General features: G+C 60.9%; 13 protein-coding genes. 5 read left to right on the top strand and 8 right to left on the bottom strand.

All coding sequences use genetic code 11. The annotated features are described in order from the left end of the window. Nucleotides 1-289: 289 nt before the first annotated feature. Nucleotides 290-2,131, top strand: a complete 1,842-nt coding sequence (locus tag AGR7B_RS09975; RefSeq protein WP_080856559.1) for an aminopeptidase P family protein — start codon at nt 290-292, stop codon at nt 2,129-2,131. On the opposite strand, the gene AGR7B_RS09970 is transcribed toward AGR7B_RS09975, so the two are convergent. Continuing rightward, on the bottom strand, nt 2,128-2,442 hold the full coding sequence (locus AGR7B_RS09970; protein ID WP_004430802.1) for an AzlD family protein: 315 nt from the start codon (nt 2,440-2,442) through the stop codon (nt 2,128-2,130). The genes AGR7B_RS09975 and AGR7B_RS09970 overlap by 4 nt on opposite strands. Continuing rightward, nucleotides 2,439-3,146, bottom strand: coding sequence for an AzlC family ABC transporter permease (locus tag AGR7B_RS09965; protein ID WP_080856558.1), 708 nt, complete (start codon nt 3,144-3,146; stop codon nt 2,439-2,441). The genes AGR7B_RS09970 and AGR7B_RS09965 overlap by 4 nt, the downstream gene beginning before the upstream one ends. 184 nt (nt 3,147-3,330) lie before the next feature. On the opposite strand from AGR7B_RS09965, the gene AGR7B_RS09960 reads away from it, so the two are divergent. Then, complete coding sequence (locus AGR7B_RS09960) at nt 3,331-3,567, top strand: DUF2164 domain-containing protein (RefSeq protein ID WP_003522348.1); 237 nt, start codon at nt 3,331-3,333, stop codon at nt 3,565-3,567. A gap of 1 nt (nt 3,568) precedes the next feature. Here AGR7B_RS09960 and pncA read toward each other — a convergent pair whose 3' ends face one another. After that, nucleotides 3,569-4,195, bottom strand: coding sequence for a bifunctional nicotinamidase/pyrazinamidase (gene pncA, locus AGR7B_RS09955; RefSeq protein ID WP_003522349.1), 627 nt, complete (start codon nt 4,193-4,195; stop codon nt 3,569-3,571). A 456-nt stretch (nt 4,196-4,651) separates the two neighbouring features. Here pncA and AGR7B_RS09950 point away from each other — a divergent pair, with 456 nt between their 5' ends. Next, nucleotides 4,652-5,938, top strand: a complete 1,287-nt coding sequence (locus tag AGR7B_RS09950) for a DUF2778 domain-containing protein (protein WP_078051863.1) — start codon at nt 4,652-4,654, stop codon at nt 5,936-5,938. 53 nt (nt 5,939-5,991) lie between these two features. On the opposite strand, the gene AGR7B_RS09945 is transcribed toward AGR7B_RS09950, so the two are convergent. From AGR7B_RS09945 to AGR7B_RS09925, 5 genes are all read right to left on the bottom strand, one after another. Further along, nucleotides 5,992-6,417, bottom strand: a complete 426-nt coding sequence (locus AGR7B_RS09945; protein WP_078051864.1) for a DMT family transporter — start codon at nt 6,415-6,417, stop codon at nt 5,992-5,994. Then, complete coding sequence (locus tag AGR7B_RS09940; RefSeq protein WP_065655829.1) at nt 6,414-6,896, bottom strand: DMT family transporter; 483 nt, start codon at nt 6,894-6,896, stop codon at nt 6,414-6,416. The genes AGR7B_RS09945 and AGR7B_RS09940 overlap by 4 nt, the downstream gene beginning before the upstream one ends. Before the next feature lie 271 nt (nt 6,897-7,167). Further along, a complete protein-coding gene (locus AGR7B_RS09935; RefSeq protein ID WP_080856557.1) occupies nt 7,168-7,980 on the bottom strand; it encodes a glycosyltransferase family 25 protein in 813 nt (270 codons plus the stop codon). Between the two features lie 102 nt (nt 7,981-8,082). After that, a complete protein-coding gene (locus AGR7B_RS09930) occupies nt 8,083-10,557 on the bottom strand; it encodes an ATP-dependent helicase (RefSeq protein WP_078051962.1) in 2,475 nt (824 codons plus the stop codon). A gap of 101 nt (nt 10,558-10,658) precedes the next feature. Then, nucleotides 10,659-11,069, bottom strand: a complete 411-nt coding sequence (locus tag AGR7B_RS09925; protein WP_078051866.1) for a carboxymuconolactone decarboxylase family protein — start codon at nt 11,067-11,069, stop codon at nt 10,659-10,661. Nucleotides 11,070-11,309: 240 nt separating this feature from the next. Here AGR7B_RS09925 and AGR7B_RS09920 point away from each other — a divergent pair, with 240 nt between their 5' ends. Both AGR7B_RS09920 and AGR7B_RS09915 read left to right on the top strand, forming a co-directional pair. Continuing rightward, complete coding sequence (locus AGR7B_RS09920; RefSeq protein ID WP_078051867.1) at nt 11,310-12,461, top strand: efflux RND transporter periplasmic adaptor subunit; 1,152 nt, start codon at nt 11,310-11,312, stop codon at nt 12,459-12,461. Beyond that, nucleotides 12,458-15,607 carry an efflux RND transporter permease subunit gene (locus AGR7B_RS09915; RefSeq protein WP_003522359.1) on the top strand — a complete coding sequence of 1,050 codons (3,150 nt, stop codon included), beginning with the start codon at nt 12,458-12,460 and terminating at the stop codon, nt 15,605-15,607. Before AGR7B_RS09920 ends, AGR7B_RS09915 begins: the two co-directional genes overlap by 4 nt. Nucleotide 15,608: the final 1 nt, after the last annotated feature.

Below are 15,608 nucleotides of genomic sequence, written 5' to 3'. Positions count from 1 at the left end.
TCAAATCCTTGTTTGCCAGGAGAGTGTCTCTCTCGCTGTGTTGATCTGAAGATAAGCGATGTGTTTTTGTTTAGTTAGAGGGGATATCTCAGGGTAGATATGCATTTATCGCATGTCACTTTGCCTTGAGTATTACTTATTTCGCAAAATGTGCACAATTTATCGCCGCAATCCGGTCTGTCATATATGGCTTGAAACCGGCTTTGTCCGCGTGGCATTGTCGTTACGCGCCAATGATTTGACGGCGCACCTTGCAGCTTTTCTCCATGACAGTTCCCGAAAGACGCCCATGTTCCAGACCTTCGAAAACAAATCTGCGCCGCAATTTGGCAAGGCCCGCGTCGAGGCGCTGCGCGCCGGTTTCGATGCCCTTGGTATCGACGGTTTTCTGGTGCCGCGCGCCGATGAATATCAGGGGGAATATGTGCCGGAGTGCGCCGAGCGCCTGTCCTGGCTGACGGGCTTTACCGGTTCCGCCGGAATTGCGCTGGTGACGCGCACGGAGGCGGTGGTTTTCGTCGATGGCCGTTATACGACGCAGCTTAAGTCGCAGGTCGATCAATCGGTCTTCAGCGGCGGCGATCTGGTTGGCGCGCCGCCCTCCGTCTGGCTGGCCGAACATGCTCCACAGGGTTTCCGGCTCGGCATCGATCCATGGCTGCACACCGGCGCGGAATTGAAGCGGCTGGAAAAGGTGCTTGCCGGCAAGGGCGGTTCGGTCGTTCTCCTGGAAAAGAATCCGCTCGATGCCCTTTGGCAGGACCGTCCCTCCGAGCCGCTGGAACCCGTCGTTATCCAGCCAGAGGCCTTTACTGGCAGGCTGGCGAAGGAAAAGATCGCCTCGCTGGCGGAGACGGTCTCGGCAAAGGGCGCGGATGCCCTGCTGGTTACCGATCCGTCGTCCATTGCCTGGATTTTCAATGTTCGCGGCAATGACGTGCCGCATACGCCGCATCCGCTCGCCCGCGCCATCATCTACGCCGATGGCAGGGCGGATATTTTTCTCGACAAGCGTAAGACCGGCATCGAGACCGAGGCCTATCTGGCGCAGCTTGCGACACAATTGCCGCCGTCGAAGATCGCTGACCGTCTGCATGCCATCGCCAGCGCCAAGGGCCGCGTCATGGTGGATGCCGATCTGACCCCTGTGGCGCTGACCGGCGCAATCACCGCGGCGGGCGGCTCGCTGATAGAGGAGGCCGATCCCGTTCGCCTGCCGCGCGCGCGCAAGAACAAGGCGGAGCTTGCCGGCTCGTCAGCCGCCCATGTGCAGGACGGCGCGGCCATGGTCGAATATCTCTGCTGGCTGGACCGCCAGCAACCGGGCAGCGTCACCGAAATCGCCGCCGTCAAGGCGCTGGAGGCCGCTCGGTTCAAGGTGGGGCAGGGGCTGCAAAACCCGCTCAAGGACGTGTCTTTCGATACGATTTCAGGCGCCGGCGAACATGCCGCCATCATCCATTACCGCGTCACCACCGATACCGACCGCACACTTGCGGACGGCGAGATGTTCCTCGTCGATTCCGGCGCGCAATATGTCAATGGCACCACGGATATTACCCGTACCGTTGCAATCGGCACGGTGCCGGAAGAGCAGAAGCGTTTCTTCACACTGGTGCTGAAAGGCATGATCGGCATCAGCACCGCACGGTTTCCGAAGGGAACGCGCGGTTGCGATCTCGATCCGCTGGCGCGCATTGCGCTCTGGAAGGCGGGAGCGGATTACGCCCATGGCACCGGCCACGGCGTCGGCTCTTATCTTTCGGTGCATGAGGGGCCGCAGCGCATTTCGCGGCTTTCGACACAGGAGCTTCTGCCCGGCATGATCCTGTCAAACGAGCCGGGTTATTACCGGCCCGGCGCTTTCGGCATCCGCATCGAGAACCTCATCTATGTACGCGAGGCGGAAGAGGTGGCCGGCGGCGACCAGCCGATGTTCTCCTTCGAAACGCTGACCTGGTGCCCCATCGACCGCAGGCTGGTCGTCGCCGCTCTCCTGACCGATGAAGAACTGGACTGGCTGAACGCCTATCATGCCGGGGTTCTGGAGAAGCTTTCTCCCTTGATCACCGACGAGGAGGTTAAGGCGTGGCTCGTTGCCGCGACGAAGCCATTGGAGCGGGTCGCTTAAAGCAGCCCGAAATGCCTAATGGCGATGACGATGGCCCAGCCGACGGCCAGCATCGTCAGGCCGGGAAAGCGCAGGCAGACCAGAAGCGCTGCCACCATGCCGATCTTCACCTCGTATCCGCCTTCGAAAAAGGCGGGTGCGACAAGCGTGGTCAAAACCGCTACGGGAACGGCGTTCAGTCCCGCCTCCATGCGCGGCGGGATGGATTTCATCCGCGTCATCAGCACATAACCGCCGATGCGGGTGAGATAAGTGGCGATGGCGGCGAGCGCGATCAGGATCAGCGTATCGGCGTGCAGCATGTCGCTCATGGCGTTTCCACCCCGCTTTCAGAATTCGGCTTCGGCGGATAGAGGACCGCGACGAGAATTCCGGCGACGGCGCCGAGGCTGACATGCCACGGCGAACCGACGATGTGATAGGCGACCGTTGCGCCAACCGCGCTTGCCAGCATGACAGGGTAGAAATTCTCCCGCTGGCGGAAGCTCAAGACCATGCCCATGAAATAGATCGGCAGCAGTACATCGAGACCGATGGCTTTTGGATCGCCGACCATATTGCCGAGCGATGCGCCGAGAATGGTCATGGCCAGCCACAGCACGTAGACCGGCGCTGCAAAGCCCATGTACCAGGAAAAGCCGACCGTGCCGGTATTTTCGTATTTCCTGACCGATTCGGCGAATTGCGGATCGACCAGCACGAAGAAGCCCGCGGCTTTTTGCAGGAAAGACCAGTTCGAGATCATCCGGGCAATGGCGGCCGAATAGAGGATATGGCGGAAATTGACGGCGAAGACGGAAAGAACGATCAGCCAGGGGGCAACCTTCTGGCCGAACAATTCGATACCCACGAGCTGGCTCGCGCCCGCATAGACGGTGCCGCTCATGATCGTGGCTTCGGTGACGCTGAGCCCATTATCGACTGCGACCGCGCCGAACAGCGCACCGAAGGGGGCGGCGGAGAGGGCGATCGGGAAACCGCTCTTCAATCCCTCGCGAAAATCTGCATTGAACATTTCTGGAAACTCCTTGCCCGCCGCTCTATCGCCGTCCCGCCCGGCTGGCAAACGAATTGCATGAATGGATCGATTGATTCCCTTGAAGCTTCCGTTACGGTAACGCCCCACATGGCCGGTGCCGGACGGACGGTTTCACCGCCGTCCTCCCGTACCCCCTCAATAGTCAGACGTTGGAAGATCGATGCTGGAAAAGCAGGAAAAGGCCGCCCTGGCCGCACGTATCCGGGACTATCTTGCCCGGGAGACCGAAGCCGAGATCGGCCATCTGCAGGCGGAAATCTTCGTGGATTTTCTGGCCGAGGAGCTGGGGCATGTATTTTATAATGAGGGGCTCAGGGATGCGCATGCCGCGATCCTGAGACGCCTTGAGGATGCAGCAGGCGATATCGACGTGCTGGAGAAGCCGAAGCCGCGCTAAACTAGTCCCGCAAGATGTCGCGGCTTTTGAGAATGGCCGCGCCTTTTTCCCGCATCGTCGAAATCGCGGCCTTGATGCCCTGCGGATCGATGCCGCGGCTGGCATCTTCGATGAAACGGACATTCACACCGGGCAGCATGTCGAGGGCATCGAGCACCGAAAAACTGACGCAATAATCGGTGGCAAGGCCGCAGACGTCGAGTTGCGTGACACCCTGACGGCTCAGATAGTCGGCCAGTCCCGTCGTCGCGCCCTGATCATTGTCGCGAAAGGCGGAATAGCTGTCGACGGCGGGGTTTTCGCCCTTCTGCTGAATATAGTCGAAGGCGTCCGTCTTGAGGTCGGGATGAAATTCCGCATCCGGCGTGCCCTGCACGCAATGGTCCGGCCACATCATCTGCGGCTTGCCGGAGAGTTCGCCCATGTCGAAGGGTTTCTTGCCGGGATGCTGGGAGGCGAAGCTGCCGTGATTTTCCGGGTGCCAGTCCTGCGAGGCGACGATGAGATCGTAGCCGCCATTGTCGATCAGGGCATTGGCGATGGGCACGACCCTGTCGCCATCGGCAACGGCCAGATTGCCGCCCGGGCAAAAACCGTTCTGGATATCGATGAGCAGCAGCGCCTTCATGATGTGCCTCCCTTTTCAGGGCAGGATGCCAAGCCGGCTTTAACGGATCAAGCCCCTTTCGACCTCTCCGGCAGGCACGGGTGTTTGGGCAGGGGGCTTGCCCTGTCGCAGTCCTGCCGCAATTGCAGCAAATTTCCGGCCAAGTCGGAATTTACCTGACAATGCGGCGACGGAAATTTTTAGGCCGATGACGACCCTTTGAGGGGCATTTCCCGGGAAGATGCAGTGCGGATGCACGCAGTCTCGGCGCAAGTCATTGTTTTGCCTTCGCCTTACAATGCGCAGACCTTAACGAATTATTTTTGCAGGGACTCGTAAACACTTTGGTTACCATAATTCGTCATGCTTCGAACCAGTCAGTTCCGAAACCGGCGTGGTGTTTGCCCGCCCTTCGGATGTCCCAAAATCCCTCCGGCGTCGGCCGGGTGTGCGTGAACGGTTCGAGTAACGAGTATCATGGCGTTTTCTGCTGCGGCCTATAATGGCGCCGGCCTTGCCGGTTCGTCTTCCGTCAAGAGAGGCAAATCCTTTGCGTTCGGCCGAATGTCCGCCCTTCTCGGCGGCGGCGCCTTTGCCGGCCTTTTCGCCTTCGCCGCCTTTGCCTCGCTGCACAGCATGGCCGCCGCTTCGCATGGTGTCGGGCAGTTTGAAAAGACACTGGTGACGCGATTCGCTTCCACTGAGACGGCAATTGCCCACGCGGCCGCGCGGGATATTCACGTGCGCAAGTTTTCTCGCCTGAGCGACCACAGCCATGGCCAGCAGAAGGCGGTTCGCCTCGCCGGCATCATGCCCGAGATCGGCGCGAAGGAATTCAGTGAGCGCTTCGGCGCGGCTGCCAATGCCAAGGGGCAGGCGACCGTGAAGCAGCTTGCCGCGCTCAAGCCGTCGGCGATCGTCGATTCGGCGCTGGGTCGCACCTCCGAGGTTGCCTATCAGAGCGCCGTTCCGCAGCACCCGGCATTTGAAGTGGCGCTGGCGCGGCCGCAGATCGAGGAAGAGGCAAGCAGCCTGCTGCCCGATGATGTGCCGCTGCCGAGCTTCCGTCCCGAGGTGGCGATGGCTCAGACGGTTGAGCCGTCACCGCGTCCCGCGACATCGTCCAAGACCGAGGGCCATGTTCCCGACGTCGCTTCGGCACCGGCTTTCGATGCGCCGGTTCCCCTTCGCGCGCCTGCGCCGCCGAAGCAGAGCACCGGCGCCATGCTCGCCTTTGCAAAACCTGACAATCCGATGCGTGAGCCGAGCAAGATGGATGCGGTTCCGTGGCCGGATCGCGGCAACGGCACGGCGATCTACGATATTTCCTCCGGCGTGGTGCACATGCCGAATGGCGAGAAGCTCGAAGCGCATTCCGGCATCGGCAAGATGCGCGACAACCCCGATTACGTGCATGTGAGAATGCGCGGTTCGACGCCGCCTTCCAGCTATCGTCTGACGATGCGCGAGGCGCGGTTCCATGGCGTCGAGGCCATTCGCCTGACGCCCGAAAACGGCGTCAACCCGCACGGCCGCGACGGTCTTCTGGCGCATACCTACATGCTGGCGAAACGCGGTGAATCGAATGGCTGCGTGGTGTTTCGGGATTACCCGCGCTTCCTTGCGGCCTTCAAGCGCGGCGAAGTCAAGCGCATGGTGGTGGTGCCGAAGTTGAACGGCAACCGGCCGACACTTGCAAGCAGCGGCGGTAAAAGCGGCGGCAAGACCCTGCTCGGCATGTTTTCGCGCGGCAGCGATTCCTGAGCTTTCCGCATTTTCCTGATGTAAAACCGCTGCGCACTTTTGCTGGAAATGCTCTAGCGACCGCGCCGCTGTGTCAGCACCATGCCGGCGAGGATAAGCAGAATGCCGAGTGCGCTTGCCCAGAGTTTCGGCGGATGATCGCCGAAAAGATCGAGAACCACGCCTGAAACCATCTGGCCGCTGATGACCAGAAGGGCGGTATTGACCGCACCGATGCGCGGAATGAGCCAGCTTCCCGAAGCGATGAAGACGACGCCGATCGGCCCGCCGATAAAGGCAAGCCAGGGCGCATCGGCGGCGCCCGGCGGAATGAGGCCGCCGACGATGAGGCCAATGACCGTCAGTACGGCAAAACCGACAATGTGGTTCCAGAACGATGCGATGAGCGGTGAGTTGGACAGGCTGAGACGGCCGTTGATCTGGCGGCTCAGCGCCACGAAGACGCCGCCGGTAAAGGCCATGGCGATCCAGACGATCATGCCGTTCTCCCGACAAGGATGATGAGTGCGCTGCCGCACAGGATCAGCGCCACCGCCGCCATGTCCCGCAGGTCCGGCTTTCTTTTGGGCAGGCCGAAGAGGCCGAAAAGATCCGCCAGGAGGCTGAAGATCACCTGTCCGCCAAGCCCGAGCGCAATGGTGCCGGAAAGCGCCAGCGGCGAATTGACGGCGGTGGAGGTGAGGATGACGATGGCCGCACCCACGACCCCGCCGCAATAGGCCCAGAGCGGCGCTTTCGGTTTTTCCGCTGCGCCCACTTCTTTCTTCGGGCGCATGATGGCGAGATAGATCAGCGCCGCCACCGTGCCGGTGCCATGCGCCGTCCAGGAGGAAAACAGCGCATTGCCGTAATGGGCAAGCTGACCGTTAAAATGCACCATCAATGTCAAAAGGCAGCCGCTGGCGAAGGCGGCGGCAAGATGCAGCGGGTTGAGGCGTGGATGCGTCGTGTCTGTCATGGCGGGCCGGAAAGCTGAAGATGGAGACGAGCTTTAGCCCATATGTGCCTGAAGCGGAATCGAATTGCGCCGGCTCACGGTTTTAGACGACATTATCCTGTGCGTTGCGGAACAAGCGATGCGGCCACGCATTATTCCACCATGAAGAAGACGACGCGCAAACCATTGAACCGGATGACGATTTTCGTCATTTCTATTTTCATTCTCGCAGCCGTGATCGCGGCGGTCTACCTCGTCGGCTTCACGCCCGGCGAAGTATAAGACGGATCGATCAACGACCGGCTGGGGCGGTTTTGCCTTTGCCGCGCTCCATCGCAACGGACACTTTGGCGACTGCGAAGCGAATGCCGCGCAGCAGGAACCGGCTGGTTTCCAGATAGGCGCGATAGGGCAAAACGGTGAAATAGCGCCAGCGCGGCAGGCGGTAGATGCGCAGATTGTTCTGGATCTGGCTTTCCCCATCCGCATCCTGCGTGGCGCAGAGCGGGTAGAGGAAGGCCGCCTTCAGCCCTGCGAGATATTCCAGATCGAATGCGATGTCATAAGCGAGCCGCATGGGGATCAGCTTCGATATCCATTTTCCGGCGCGGCGGTTGACGAGATAGGCTCCCGATCCTTTTTCCCGCGTGATGGCAATGGCGAGCGAACGACCATTGGAAAGCTGGCGGAACGGGAATTTGCGGCCATTGCTGACGGTCGTGAGCCGCAGCAAATCCCAGTCGCCGCCATTCAGCACCGCCTCGTCGATGGCGTTGAGAAAATCATCGTCGAAGACCACGTCATCCTCGAGGATGAGTGCGATATCGGCATCGCCCGCCATGAATTTATTGGCGCAGGTGACATGGCTGAGATAGCAGCCGATTTCCGGCGGCGAGGTGCGGCGGCCATGCATGATCATGTAGGAAATCTCGCTGAATTCCGGGATGGGGTAATTCAGTTCCCTGCCATTGACGCCGGGGACACGCTCCGCCTTGAGCCCCATGGCATCGAGGCGCGCGGTCATATCCGCGAGGCGTTTGGTGGCGCTGTCCATATTGATCAGGAAAACGGCGAGCCTGCGCTGGCTTTTCGGTAATATATGCAAAGCTGTCCTCGCCTGTTCCACTTCCCCATTGCAACTCCTTTATTGCAACGGCATGACGCGGGCTATGGAAAAAGCACCCTTCAGGCACTCATGGTTGCCGAATCAGACCTTTTCCACAAATCCGTCCAGCACGCGCTTCTGCCCGGCGCGGTCGAAGTCGATCGTCAGCTTGTTACCTTCGATGGCGGCGATGTTGCCATTGCCAAATTTGAGGTGGAAGACGCGGTCGCCAACAAAGAATTTCGATGGCGTGTCGGCGACGGATTTCGCCACCAGTTCGCCGTCGATCGTGCGGGTGCGCGGGCCGCTTTCGCCATAACCGATCCGTTCCACCGCATGGCCGGAGCGCGTGCCCCAATTGTCACGGGTGGCGTCGCTGCGGTTCTGCTGCGCGCGCTTCCAGCCGGGGGTGGAATAGTTGTTGGTGAAAGGATCGGCCTTGTCGAAACGCGACTGGCCGTAGCCCCCGCGTCCGCCATAACCGCCGTAACTGCTGTCGGACGCCGCGACATCCACATGGGCGGGCGGCAATTCATCGAGGAAACGCGAGGGCAGGGTGGATTGCCACAGCCCGTGAATGCGCCGGTTCGACACGAACCAGATATGGCAGAGCTTCTTGGCGCGGGTGATGCCAACGTAAGCGAGGCGGCGTTCTTCTTCCAGACCGGAGCGCCCGCCTTCGTCCAGCGCCCGCTGGTGCGGGAACAGGCCTTCTTCCCAGCCGGGCAGGAAGACGGTGTCGAATTCCAGACCCTTGGCGGAGTGCAGCGTCATGATGGAGACGGCATCGAGATTTTCGTTCTGCTCTGCATCCATGACGAGGGCGACGTGCTCGAGGAAGCCGCGCATGCTCTCGAAGGCCTCCATCGAGCGGATGAGTTCCTTCAGGTTCTCAAGCCGTCCGGGCGCTTCGGCCGTCTTGTCGGCCTGCCACATGGCGGTATAGCCGCTTTCGTCGAGAATCTGCTCGGCAAGCGTGGTGTGCTCGGTATTTTCCAAGAGGCCCTGCCAGCGGCGAAAATTCTGCACCACATCGAATAGCGCCTTACGCGCCTGTGGCTTCAGTTCGTCGGTTTCGATGAGGTCAGCTGCTGCCGCCAGCATGGGAATATCGCGGGCGCGGGCATAGGCATGTAGGGCGCTTTTGGTGGTTTCGCCAATGCTACGCTTGGGCGTGTTGACGATACGTTCGAAAGCCAGGTCATCGGCTGGTTGGCAGACAACGCGAAAATAAGCCATGGCGTCGCGGATTTCGAGGCGCTCATAAAAGCGCGGGCCGCCGATGACGCGGTAATTGAGGCCAAGCGTCACGAAACGGTCTTCGAACTCGCGCATCTGGAAGGAGGCGCGAACGAGGATCGCCATGTCGTTCAGATTATGGTTCTTGCGCTGAAGCTGTTCGATTTCCTCGCCGACCGCGCGGGCTTCCTCCTCGGAATCCCAGGCGGCATGCACCACGACCTTTTCGTCATCCGGGCTGCTGCGTTCGGTGAAGAGCGTCTTACCGAGACGGCCCTCATTATGGGCGATCAGATGGCCGGCCGCGCCGAGAATATGCTCGGTGGAGCGGTAGTTGCGCTCGAGCTTGATGACCTTGGCGCCGGGGAAATCCTTGTCGAAGCGGAGGATATTGTCCACTTCCGCACCGCGCCAGCCATAGATCGACTGGTCGTCGTCACCCACGCAACAGACGTTCTGCGGTTCGCCCTTGGCGCGTTGGGCAAGCAGCCTCAGCCACATATATTGCGCCGTATTGGTGTCCTGATATTCGTCCACCAGAATGTAACGGAACTTCTGGTGATACTCCTTCAGAATATCGGTGTGGCGGCGGAAGATGCTGATCGGATGCATCAGAAGGTCGCCGAAATCGCAGGCGTTCAGCGTTTTCAGGCGGTTCTGATAGGCGGTGTAAAGTTCGCGGCCCTTGCCATTGGCGAAAGCGCGGCTGTCACCCTCCGGAATGTCCAGCGGCGTCAGGCCCTTGTTTTTCCAGCCGTCGATCATGCCGGCGAACTGCTTCGCCGGCCAGCGCTTGTCGTCCAGCCCTTCGGCCTGAATGAGCTGCTTGATCAGCCGCACCACGTCATCGGTATCGAGAATGGTGAAGTCCGATTTCAGGCCGACGAGTTCGGCATGGCGGCGCAAAAGCTTGACGCCGATGGAGTGGAAGGTGCCGAGCCAGGGCATGCCCTCGACAGCGCCGCCGACGAGAACGCCGATACGCTCCTTCATCTCGCGGGCAGCCTTGTTGGTGAAGGTCACGGCAAGAATCTGGCTTGGATAGGCGCGGCCGGTGGCCAGAATATGGGCGATGCGGGTGGTCAGAACGCGGGTCTTGCCGGTGCCGGCGCCGGCGAGCACGAGAACTGGTCCGTCCAGCGTTTCCACGGCATCGCGCTGTTCCGGGTTGAGGCCGGAAAGATAGTCGGGCGCAGCACGCGTCTGATCGCGCGCCGCCATGGCGCGGGCGGCAATGCCAAGCCCGCCGCCGCTTTCCGCACCGGCATTGTTCGTTGCCCTGCGCGGTGCGGCGGGTTCCTCATCGAAGAACGGCATATCGTCAAAACTGTTGCTCATGCGGCCCAATGTAGTGATTCGGGATATAAAGGCCAGAACCGTGTTCTGCTTTTATTCCGGTATCAACCGTCAAAACGCCCATTCCAAGGCATTTTTTTCGTTCATGTCTGCCTGTCGGCGTCGAAAGCGGGGTCAACGGGCACTTGCAACGCCACCGCAAGCTGGTTGGTCTTGGCGGCAAGCGCGATGACGCGCAGCAAATCGGCATGTTGTTCGGTGGTCATGCCCTTGGCTTTTGCTGCTGCCGTGTGGGAATGGGCGCAATAGGAGCAGCCATTGGTGACGGAAACGGCGATATAGAGCATTTCCTTCACCACGGGATCGAGCGCCGAAGGTGTCGCCATCACCGCCTTGACCTCACCCCATGTCTGTTCAAGCAGATCGGCATCGAAGGCGAGGTAGAGCCACATATTGTTGATGAAATCCGATTTGCGGGTGGCGCGGATGTCATCGAACACCGCCTTGACGCGCGGGTCGGTTTCCGGGTTTTCGGTCTTCGTCACGGTGCTCATGGCTCCCTCCGGTTATGGCGTATCGAGGGCGCAGATTAGCCCAATGGCGAATATTTGCGACAGGAATGCACGGATGGATTGCGGATTGGCTGCTTCTGGCGGCAATTGCGCCCAAATTACAATTACGTAAGGAACGGATTTGTGCGTTGCCTTGCCTCAGCCAAGCAGGAATACTGCATCTGTCCCGGAACGCAGATTTTCGGGAATGCTTTATGCTGCGCGGATCAACCGGAGAAATATATGCGGGTCTGGAAACAGGTGGGTGTCAGTGTTGCCGTGGTGGGAGCGGGGCTCTGTCTCTGGGGCTTCTATTCGCCCGAAGCCCGCAATGTGCTCGCCAGCATGGGGCTTGGCAAAACGCCTGCCAGCGCCGTCGAGGTTGCCGCCGCTACGCCCGGTTCGGGTCAAAACGCCGGCGGTGCGCGCCGCAACGGCAACGCCACACTGGTGGTGACGGCCCCGGTGAAGAAAGGCACGGTCAATGACCGGCTGAACGCCATCGGTAATGGCGAGGCGATCCAGTCGGTTGTCGTCATGCCGCAGGCTTCCGGCACGCTTTCTGAAATTCGCACGTCGTCCGGCGCTCGTGTCGTGAAGGGGCAGGTGCTGGCGCGGCTCGACGATGAAGAGCAGGTGATCGAGCGCGACAAGGCGCAGGTGGCGCTGCGCAGCGCCGTTGAAAAATCCAATTCCTACAAGAACCTGAAATCCGTCTCCCGCCTCGATGTGCTGGATGCGCAGATTGCCGAGGAAGCCGCCAAGCTTGCGCTGAGCACGGCCGAACTCAATCTCAAGCGGCGCGACATCGTTGCGCCGATAGAGGGTGTGGCGGGTATCGTCGCCGCCAATATCGGCGATAACGTCACCACGCAATCAACCATCGTCAGCATCGATGATCGTTCAGAAATTCTCGTCAATTTCTGGGCTCCCGAGCGGTTCGCAACCGCGATCAAGGTCGGCATGCCGGTGGAGGCGACGTCCATTTCCCGGCCGGGTGAGACCTTCAAGGGCGAGATCGAGGCCGTCGACAACCGCGTCGATGAGGCAAGCCGCACGATCCGTATCCGGGCGAAATTCGGCAATGAGAAGGACGAGTTGAGGGCGGGCATGTCCTTCGGCGTCACCATGCGTTTTGCCGGGGAAACTTATGCCTCGGTCGATCCACTCGCCGTGCAGTGGGATGCGGAAGGCTCTTACGTCTGGCGCGTGGCCGACAATAAATCGAACAAAGTGCGGGTGCAGATCGTGCAGCGCAATCCCGATGCCGTTCTCGTCAAGGCGGAGCTGGCGGATGGCGAACCTGTCGTGATAGAGGGCCTTCAGCGTGTGAGGGAAGGCGGCGCGGTCCGCGTTGGCAACCAGCCGAAGCCTGAAGAGGTTGCCAGCCAATGACGACGCAGCCACCCTCCGGGCAGGATTCCAAGCTCGCCTTTACGGCATTGTTCGTGCGCCGGCCGATTCTGGCGGCGGTTCTCAACACGCTGCTGGTCGTTGCCGGCCTTGCAGCGCTGGTGGGCGTTGAAGTGCGTGAACTGCCTGACGTCGACCGGCCGACGATCAGCGTCAGGACCACCTATGAGGGGGCGGCGCCCGAAACCATCGATCAGGAAGTGACGCAAACCATCGAAGGTGCGGTGGCGCGGGTCAGCGGCGTCAAGTCCATCTCGTCCAACTCGCAATTCGGCACCAGCCGCGTGACGCTGGAATTCGGCGACAATGTCGATCTGGCGGTTGCCGCCAACGATGTGCGCGACGCCATCGGCCGCGTCACCAACCAGTTGCCTGACGATGCCGACGAGCCGCAGATCATCAAGGCGGATTCCGACAGCCAGCCGATCATGCGCCTTGCCGTCACTTCCTCCACGCTCAGCATGGAAGACCTGACCAAGCTGGTGGATGACGAGATCATCGACCGTCTGGCTGCCGTCGACGGCGTGGCCGATGTGGAGCTTTACGGCGATCAGGAAAAGGTTTTCCGTGTCGATCTCAATCAGGCGGCGCTCGCCAGCCGCGGTTTGACGGTGACCGATGTTTCGAACGCGCTTGCCAGCGCAGCCCTCGACGTGCCGGCGGGGTCGCTGAAAAGCACGACGCAGGACATCGTCGTGCGCGCCACCGCCAGCCTGACGAAGCCCGAGGATTTCTCCAATCTCCTGATCAAGAACAATATCCGCCTCAGGGACGTCGCGACCGTCATGCTGGGCGCGGATGATGAATCCACCTCGCTGCGCTCCAACGGCGTGCAGGGTGTCGGTCTCGGTGTCATCCGGCAGGCGCAGTCGAACACGCTCAGCATCTCGACCGGCGTGAAGGCCGCCGTCGACGCCATGTCGGCCAATCTGCCCGAAGGTACGCGTATCGTCGTCACCAGTGACGATGCCGTCTTCATCGAAGGCGCGCTGCATGAGGTCGAGCTGGCGCTCGGTCTCTCGGCGATCATCGTCGTCGTCGTGCTTTATCTCTTCCTGCGCGACTGGCGTGCGACCCTCATTCCGGCGATCACCATGCCTGTCGCGCTGATCGGCACTATCGTCGCCATCTATATGGTCGGCTTCTCGGTCAATATTCTGACGCTGCTTGCCATCGTTCTTGCGACCGGTCTCGTGGTCGATGACGCCATCGTCGTGCTGGAAAATATCGTGCGCCGCCGGGCAGAAGGCATGGGGCCGCGGGCCGCTGCCGTTCTCGGCACGCAGGAAGTCTTCTTCGCGGTCATCGCGACGACGGCGACGCTTGCCGCCGTGTTCATTCCGCTCTCCTTCCTGCCGGGCCAGCTTGGCGGCCTGTTCCGTGAATTCGGTTTCGTGCTGGCCTTCGCGGTGGGCCTGTCCTCCATCGTGGCGCTGACGCTCTGCCCGATGCTCGCCTCGCGCATGCTGAAGGAGGGGCTGAAGGAGCCGACGGGGCCGCTCGCATGGTTCGGCAATGTCTTTGCCTCCACCTACAAAACGACACTTTCCGCCTGCCTCAACAATCCGCTGATCGTCATCGTCGTGGCGCTGATCTTTTCCGGCCTGTCGTGGATCGCCTTCGGCATGATCCAGAACGAGTTGACGCCGCGCGAGGACCGCGCCTCGATCATGATGCGGGTCACCGCGCCGCAGGGCGTCAGCCTCGAATATACCCGCGACCAGTTGCAGCGGATCGAAGAAAACCTGCAGCCGCTGCGCGACAGCGGTGAAATCCGCAATATTTACTCCATCACCGGCATGAACGGCTCGTCCAATACCGGTTTCATGGTGCTGACGCTTGCGCCCTGGGCAGATCGTGAGCGCACGCAGAACCAGATTGCCGCCGATGTCACCTCCGCCGCCAACAGGGTGCCGGCGCTGCGCGGCAATGCAATGCAGCCGAACAGCCTGCGAATTCGCGGTGCCGGCAACGGATTGCAGATGGCGATGGTTGGCAGCAACTATGCCGCGCTGACCGAGGCGACGCAGAAATTGCTGCTTTCCATGGAGGAAAGCGGCCTGTTCGATACGCCGCGTTTCGACAATGAACCCAATCAGGCGCAAATCTCCGTCTCCATCGACCGCGAGCGTGCGTCGGATCTCGGCATCGATATCACCGGCCTGTCGCGCGCCATGCAGTCGCTGCTGGAAGGGCGCTCGATTGTCGACGTCTTCGTGGATGGCGATGCGATCCCGGTGCGGCTCCTGTCCTCCACCCGGCCGATCAACGATCCGACCGATCTGGAAAACGTCTTCCTGAAGACGGGCGACGGCAAGATCGTGCCGATGTCGGTCATCGCCACGCTGAAGGAAAATGCGGTTGCGCCGCAGCTCAACCGCGAGCAGCAGCTTCCCTCCGTCGGCTTTACCGCCAATCTCAAGGACGGCGTTTCGCTGGGTGAGGCGCTGCAAAAGGTGAATGAGCTTTCGCAATCCGTCATGCCGGCCGGCGCACGCCTGCTGCCGCTGGGCGAAGCGGCGACGCTCGAGGAAAATTCGAGCGGCATGTTGCTGACCTTCGGTTTTGCCATCGCCATCATCTTCCTCGTGCTTGCTGCGCAGTTCGAAAGCGTGCTGAGCTCGGTCATCATCATGACGACGGTGCCGCTAGGCCTTGCCTGCGCGGTCATCGCGCTGCTCGTTACCGGTTCAAGCCTCAACGTCTATAGCCAGATCGGGCTTGTGTTGCTTGTCGGGGTGATGGCCAAGAACGGTATTCTCATCGTGGAATTCGCCAATCATCTGCGCGATCAGGGCGCAACCGTGCGGGAAGCCATTGAAAAGGCTACCAGCATTCGTCTGCGCCCTGTCATGATGACGATGATTGCGACCATTCTCGGCGGTGTGCCGCTGGTGCTGGCGCAGGGTGCGGGCGCGGAGGCGCGCATCGCGCTCGGCTGGGTCATCGTCGGCGGCCTCGGTTTTGCGACGCTGGTGACGCTTTACATCACGCCGGTCTCCTACCTGCTGATCGCCCGCTTCGCGAAACCGCAGGCGGATGAGGAAATCCGTCTTCACCGCGAGCTTGAACTTGCCGCCCGCCGCAAGGCGCTGGAAGAGGACAAGCCGCTGCTGGCGGCGGAATAAA

The organism is Agrobacterium deltaense RV3, assembly GCF_900013505.1.
Taxonomy (GTDB): Bacteria; Pseudomonadota; Alphaproteobacteria; order Rhizobiales; family Rhizobiaceae; genus Agrobacterium; species Agrobacterium leguminum.
Note: the sequence above shows the minus strand (reverse complement) of the source record. Positions and strands in the feature narration are given on the sequence as shown.

Bases quoted from the DNA above. Each gene is read 5' to 3' on its own strand.
- AGR7B_RS09975 (WP_080856559.1), top strand. From the start codon at position 290: ATGTTCCAGACCTTCGAAAACAAATCTGCGCCGCAATTTGGCAAGGCC.
- AGR7B_RS09970 (WP_004430802.1), bottom strand. From the start codon at position 2,442: ATGAGCGACATGCTGCACGCCGATACGCTGATCCTGATCGCGCTCGCC.
- AGR7B_RS09965 (WP_080856558.1), bottom strand. From the start codon at position 3,146: ATGTTCAATGCAGATTTTCGCGAGGGATTGAAGAGCGGTTTCCCGATC.
- AGR7B_RS09960 (WP_003522348.1), top strand. From the start codon at position 3,331: ATGCTGGAAAAGCAGGAAAAGGCCGCCCTGGCCGCACGTATCCGGGAC.
- pncA (WP_003522349.1), bottom strand. From the start codon at position 4,195: ATGAAGGCGCTGCTGCTCATCGATATCCAGAACGGTTTTTGCCCGGGC.
- AGR7B_RS09950 (WP_078051863.1), top strand. From the start codon at position 4,652: ATGGCGTTTTCTGCTGCGGCCTATAATGGCGCCGGCCTTGCCGGTTCG.
- AGR7B_RS09945 (WP_078051864.1), bottom strand. From the start codon at position 6,417: ATGATCGTCTGGATCGCCATGGCCTTTACCGGCGGCGTCTTCGTGGCG.
- AGR7B_RS09940 (WP_065655829.1), bottom strand. From the start codon at position 6,896: ATGACAGACACGACGCATCCACGCCTCAACCCGCTGCATCTTGCCGCC.
- AGR7B_RS09930 (WP_078051962.1), bottom strand. From the start codon at position 10,557: ATGAGCAACAGTTTTGACGATATGCCGTTCTTCGATGAGGAACCCGCC.
- AGR7B_RS09925 (WP_078051866.1), bottom strand. From the start codon at position 11,069: ATGAGCACCGTGACGAAGACCGAAAACCCGGAAACCGACCCGCGCGTC.
- AGR7B_RS09920 (WP_078051867.1), top strand. From the start codon at position 11,310: ATGCGGGTCTGGAAACAGGTGGGTGTCAGTGTTGCCGTGGTGGGAGCG.
- AGR7B_RS09915 (WP_003522359.1), top strand. From the start codon at position 12,458: ATGACGACGCAGCCACCCTCCGGGCAGGATTCCAAGCTCGCCTTTACG.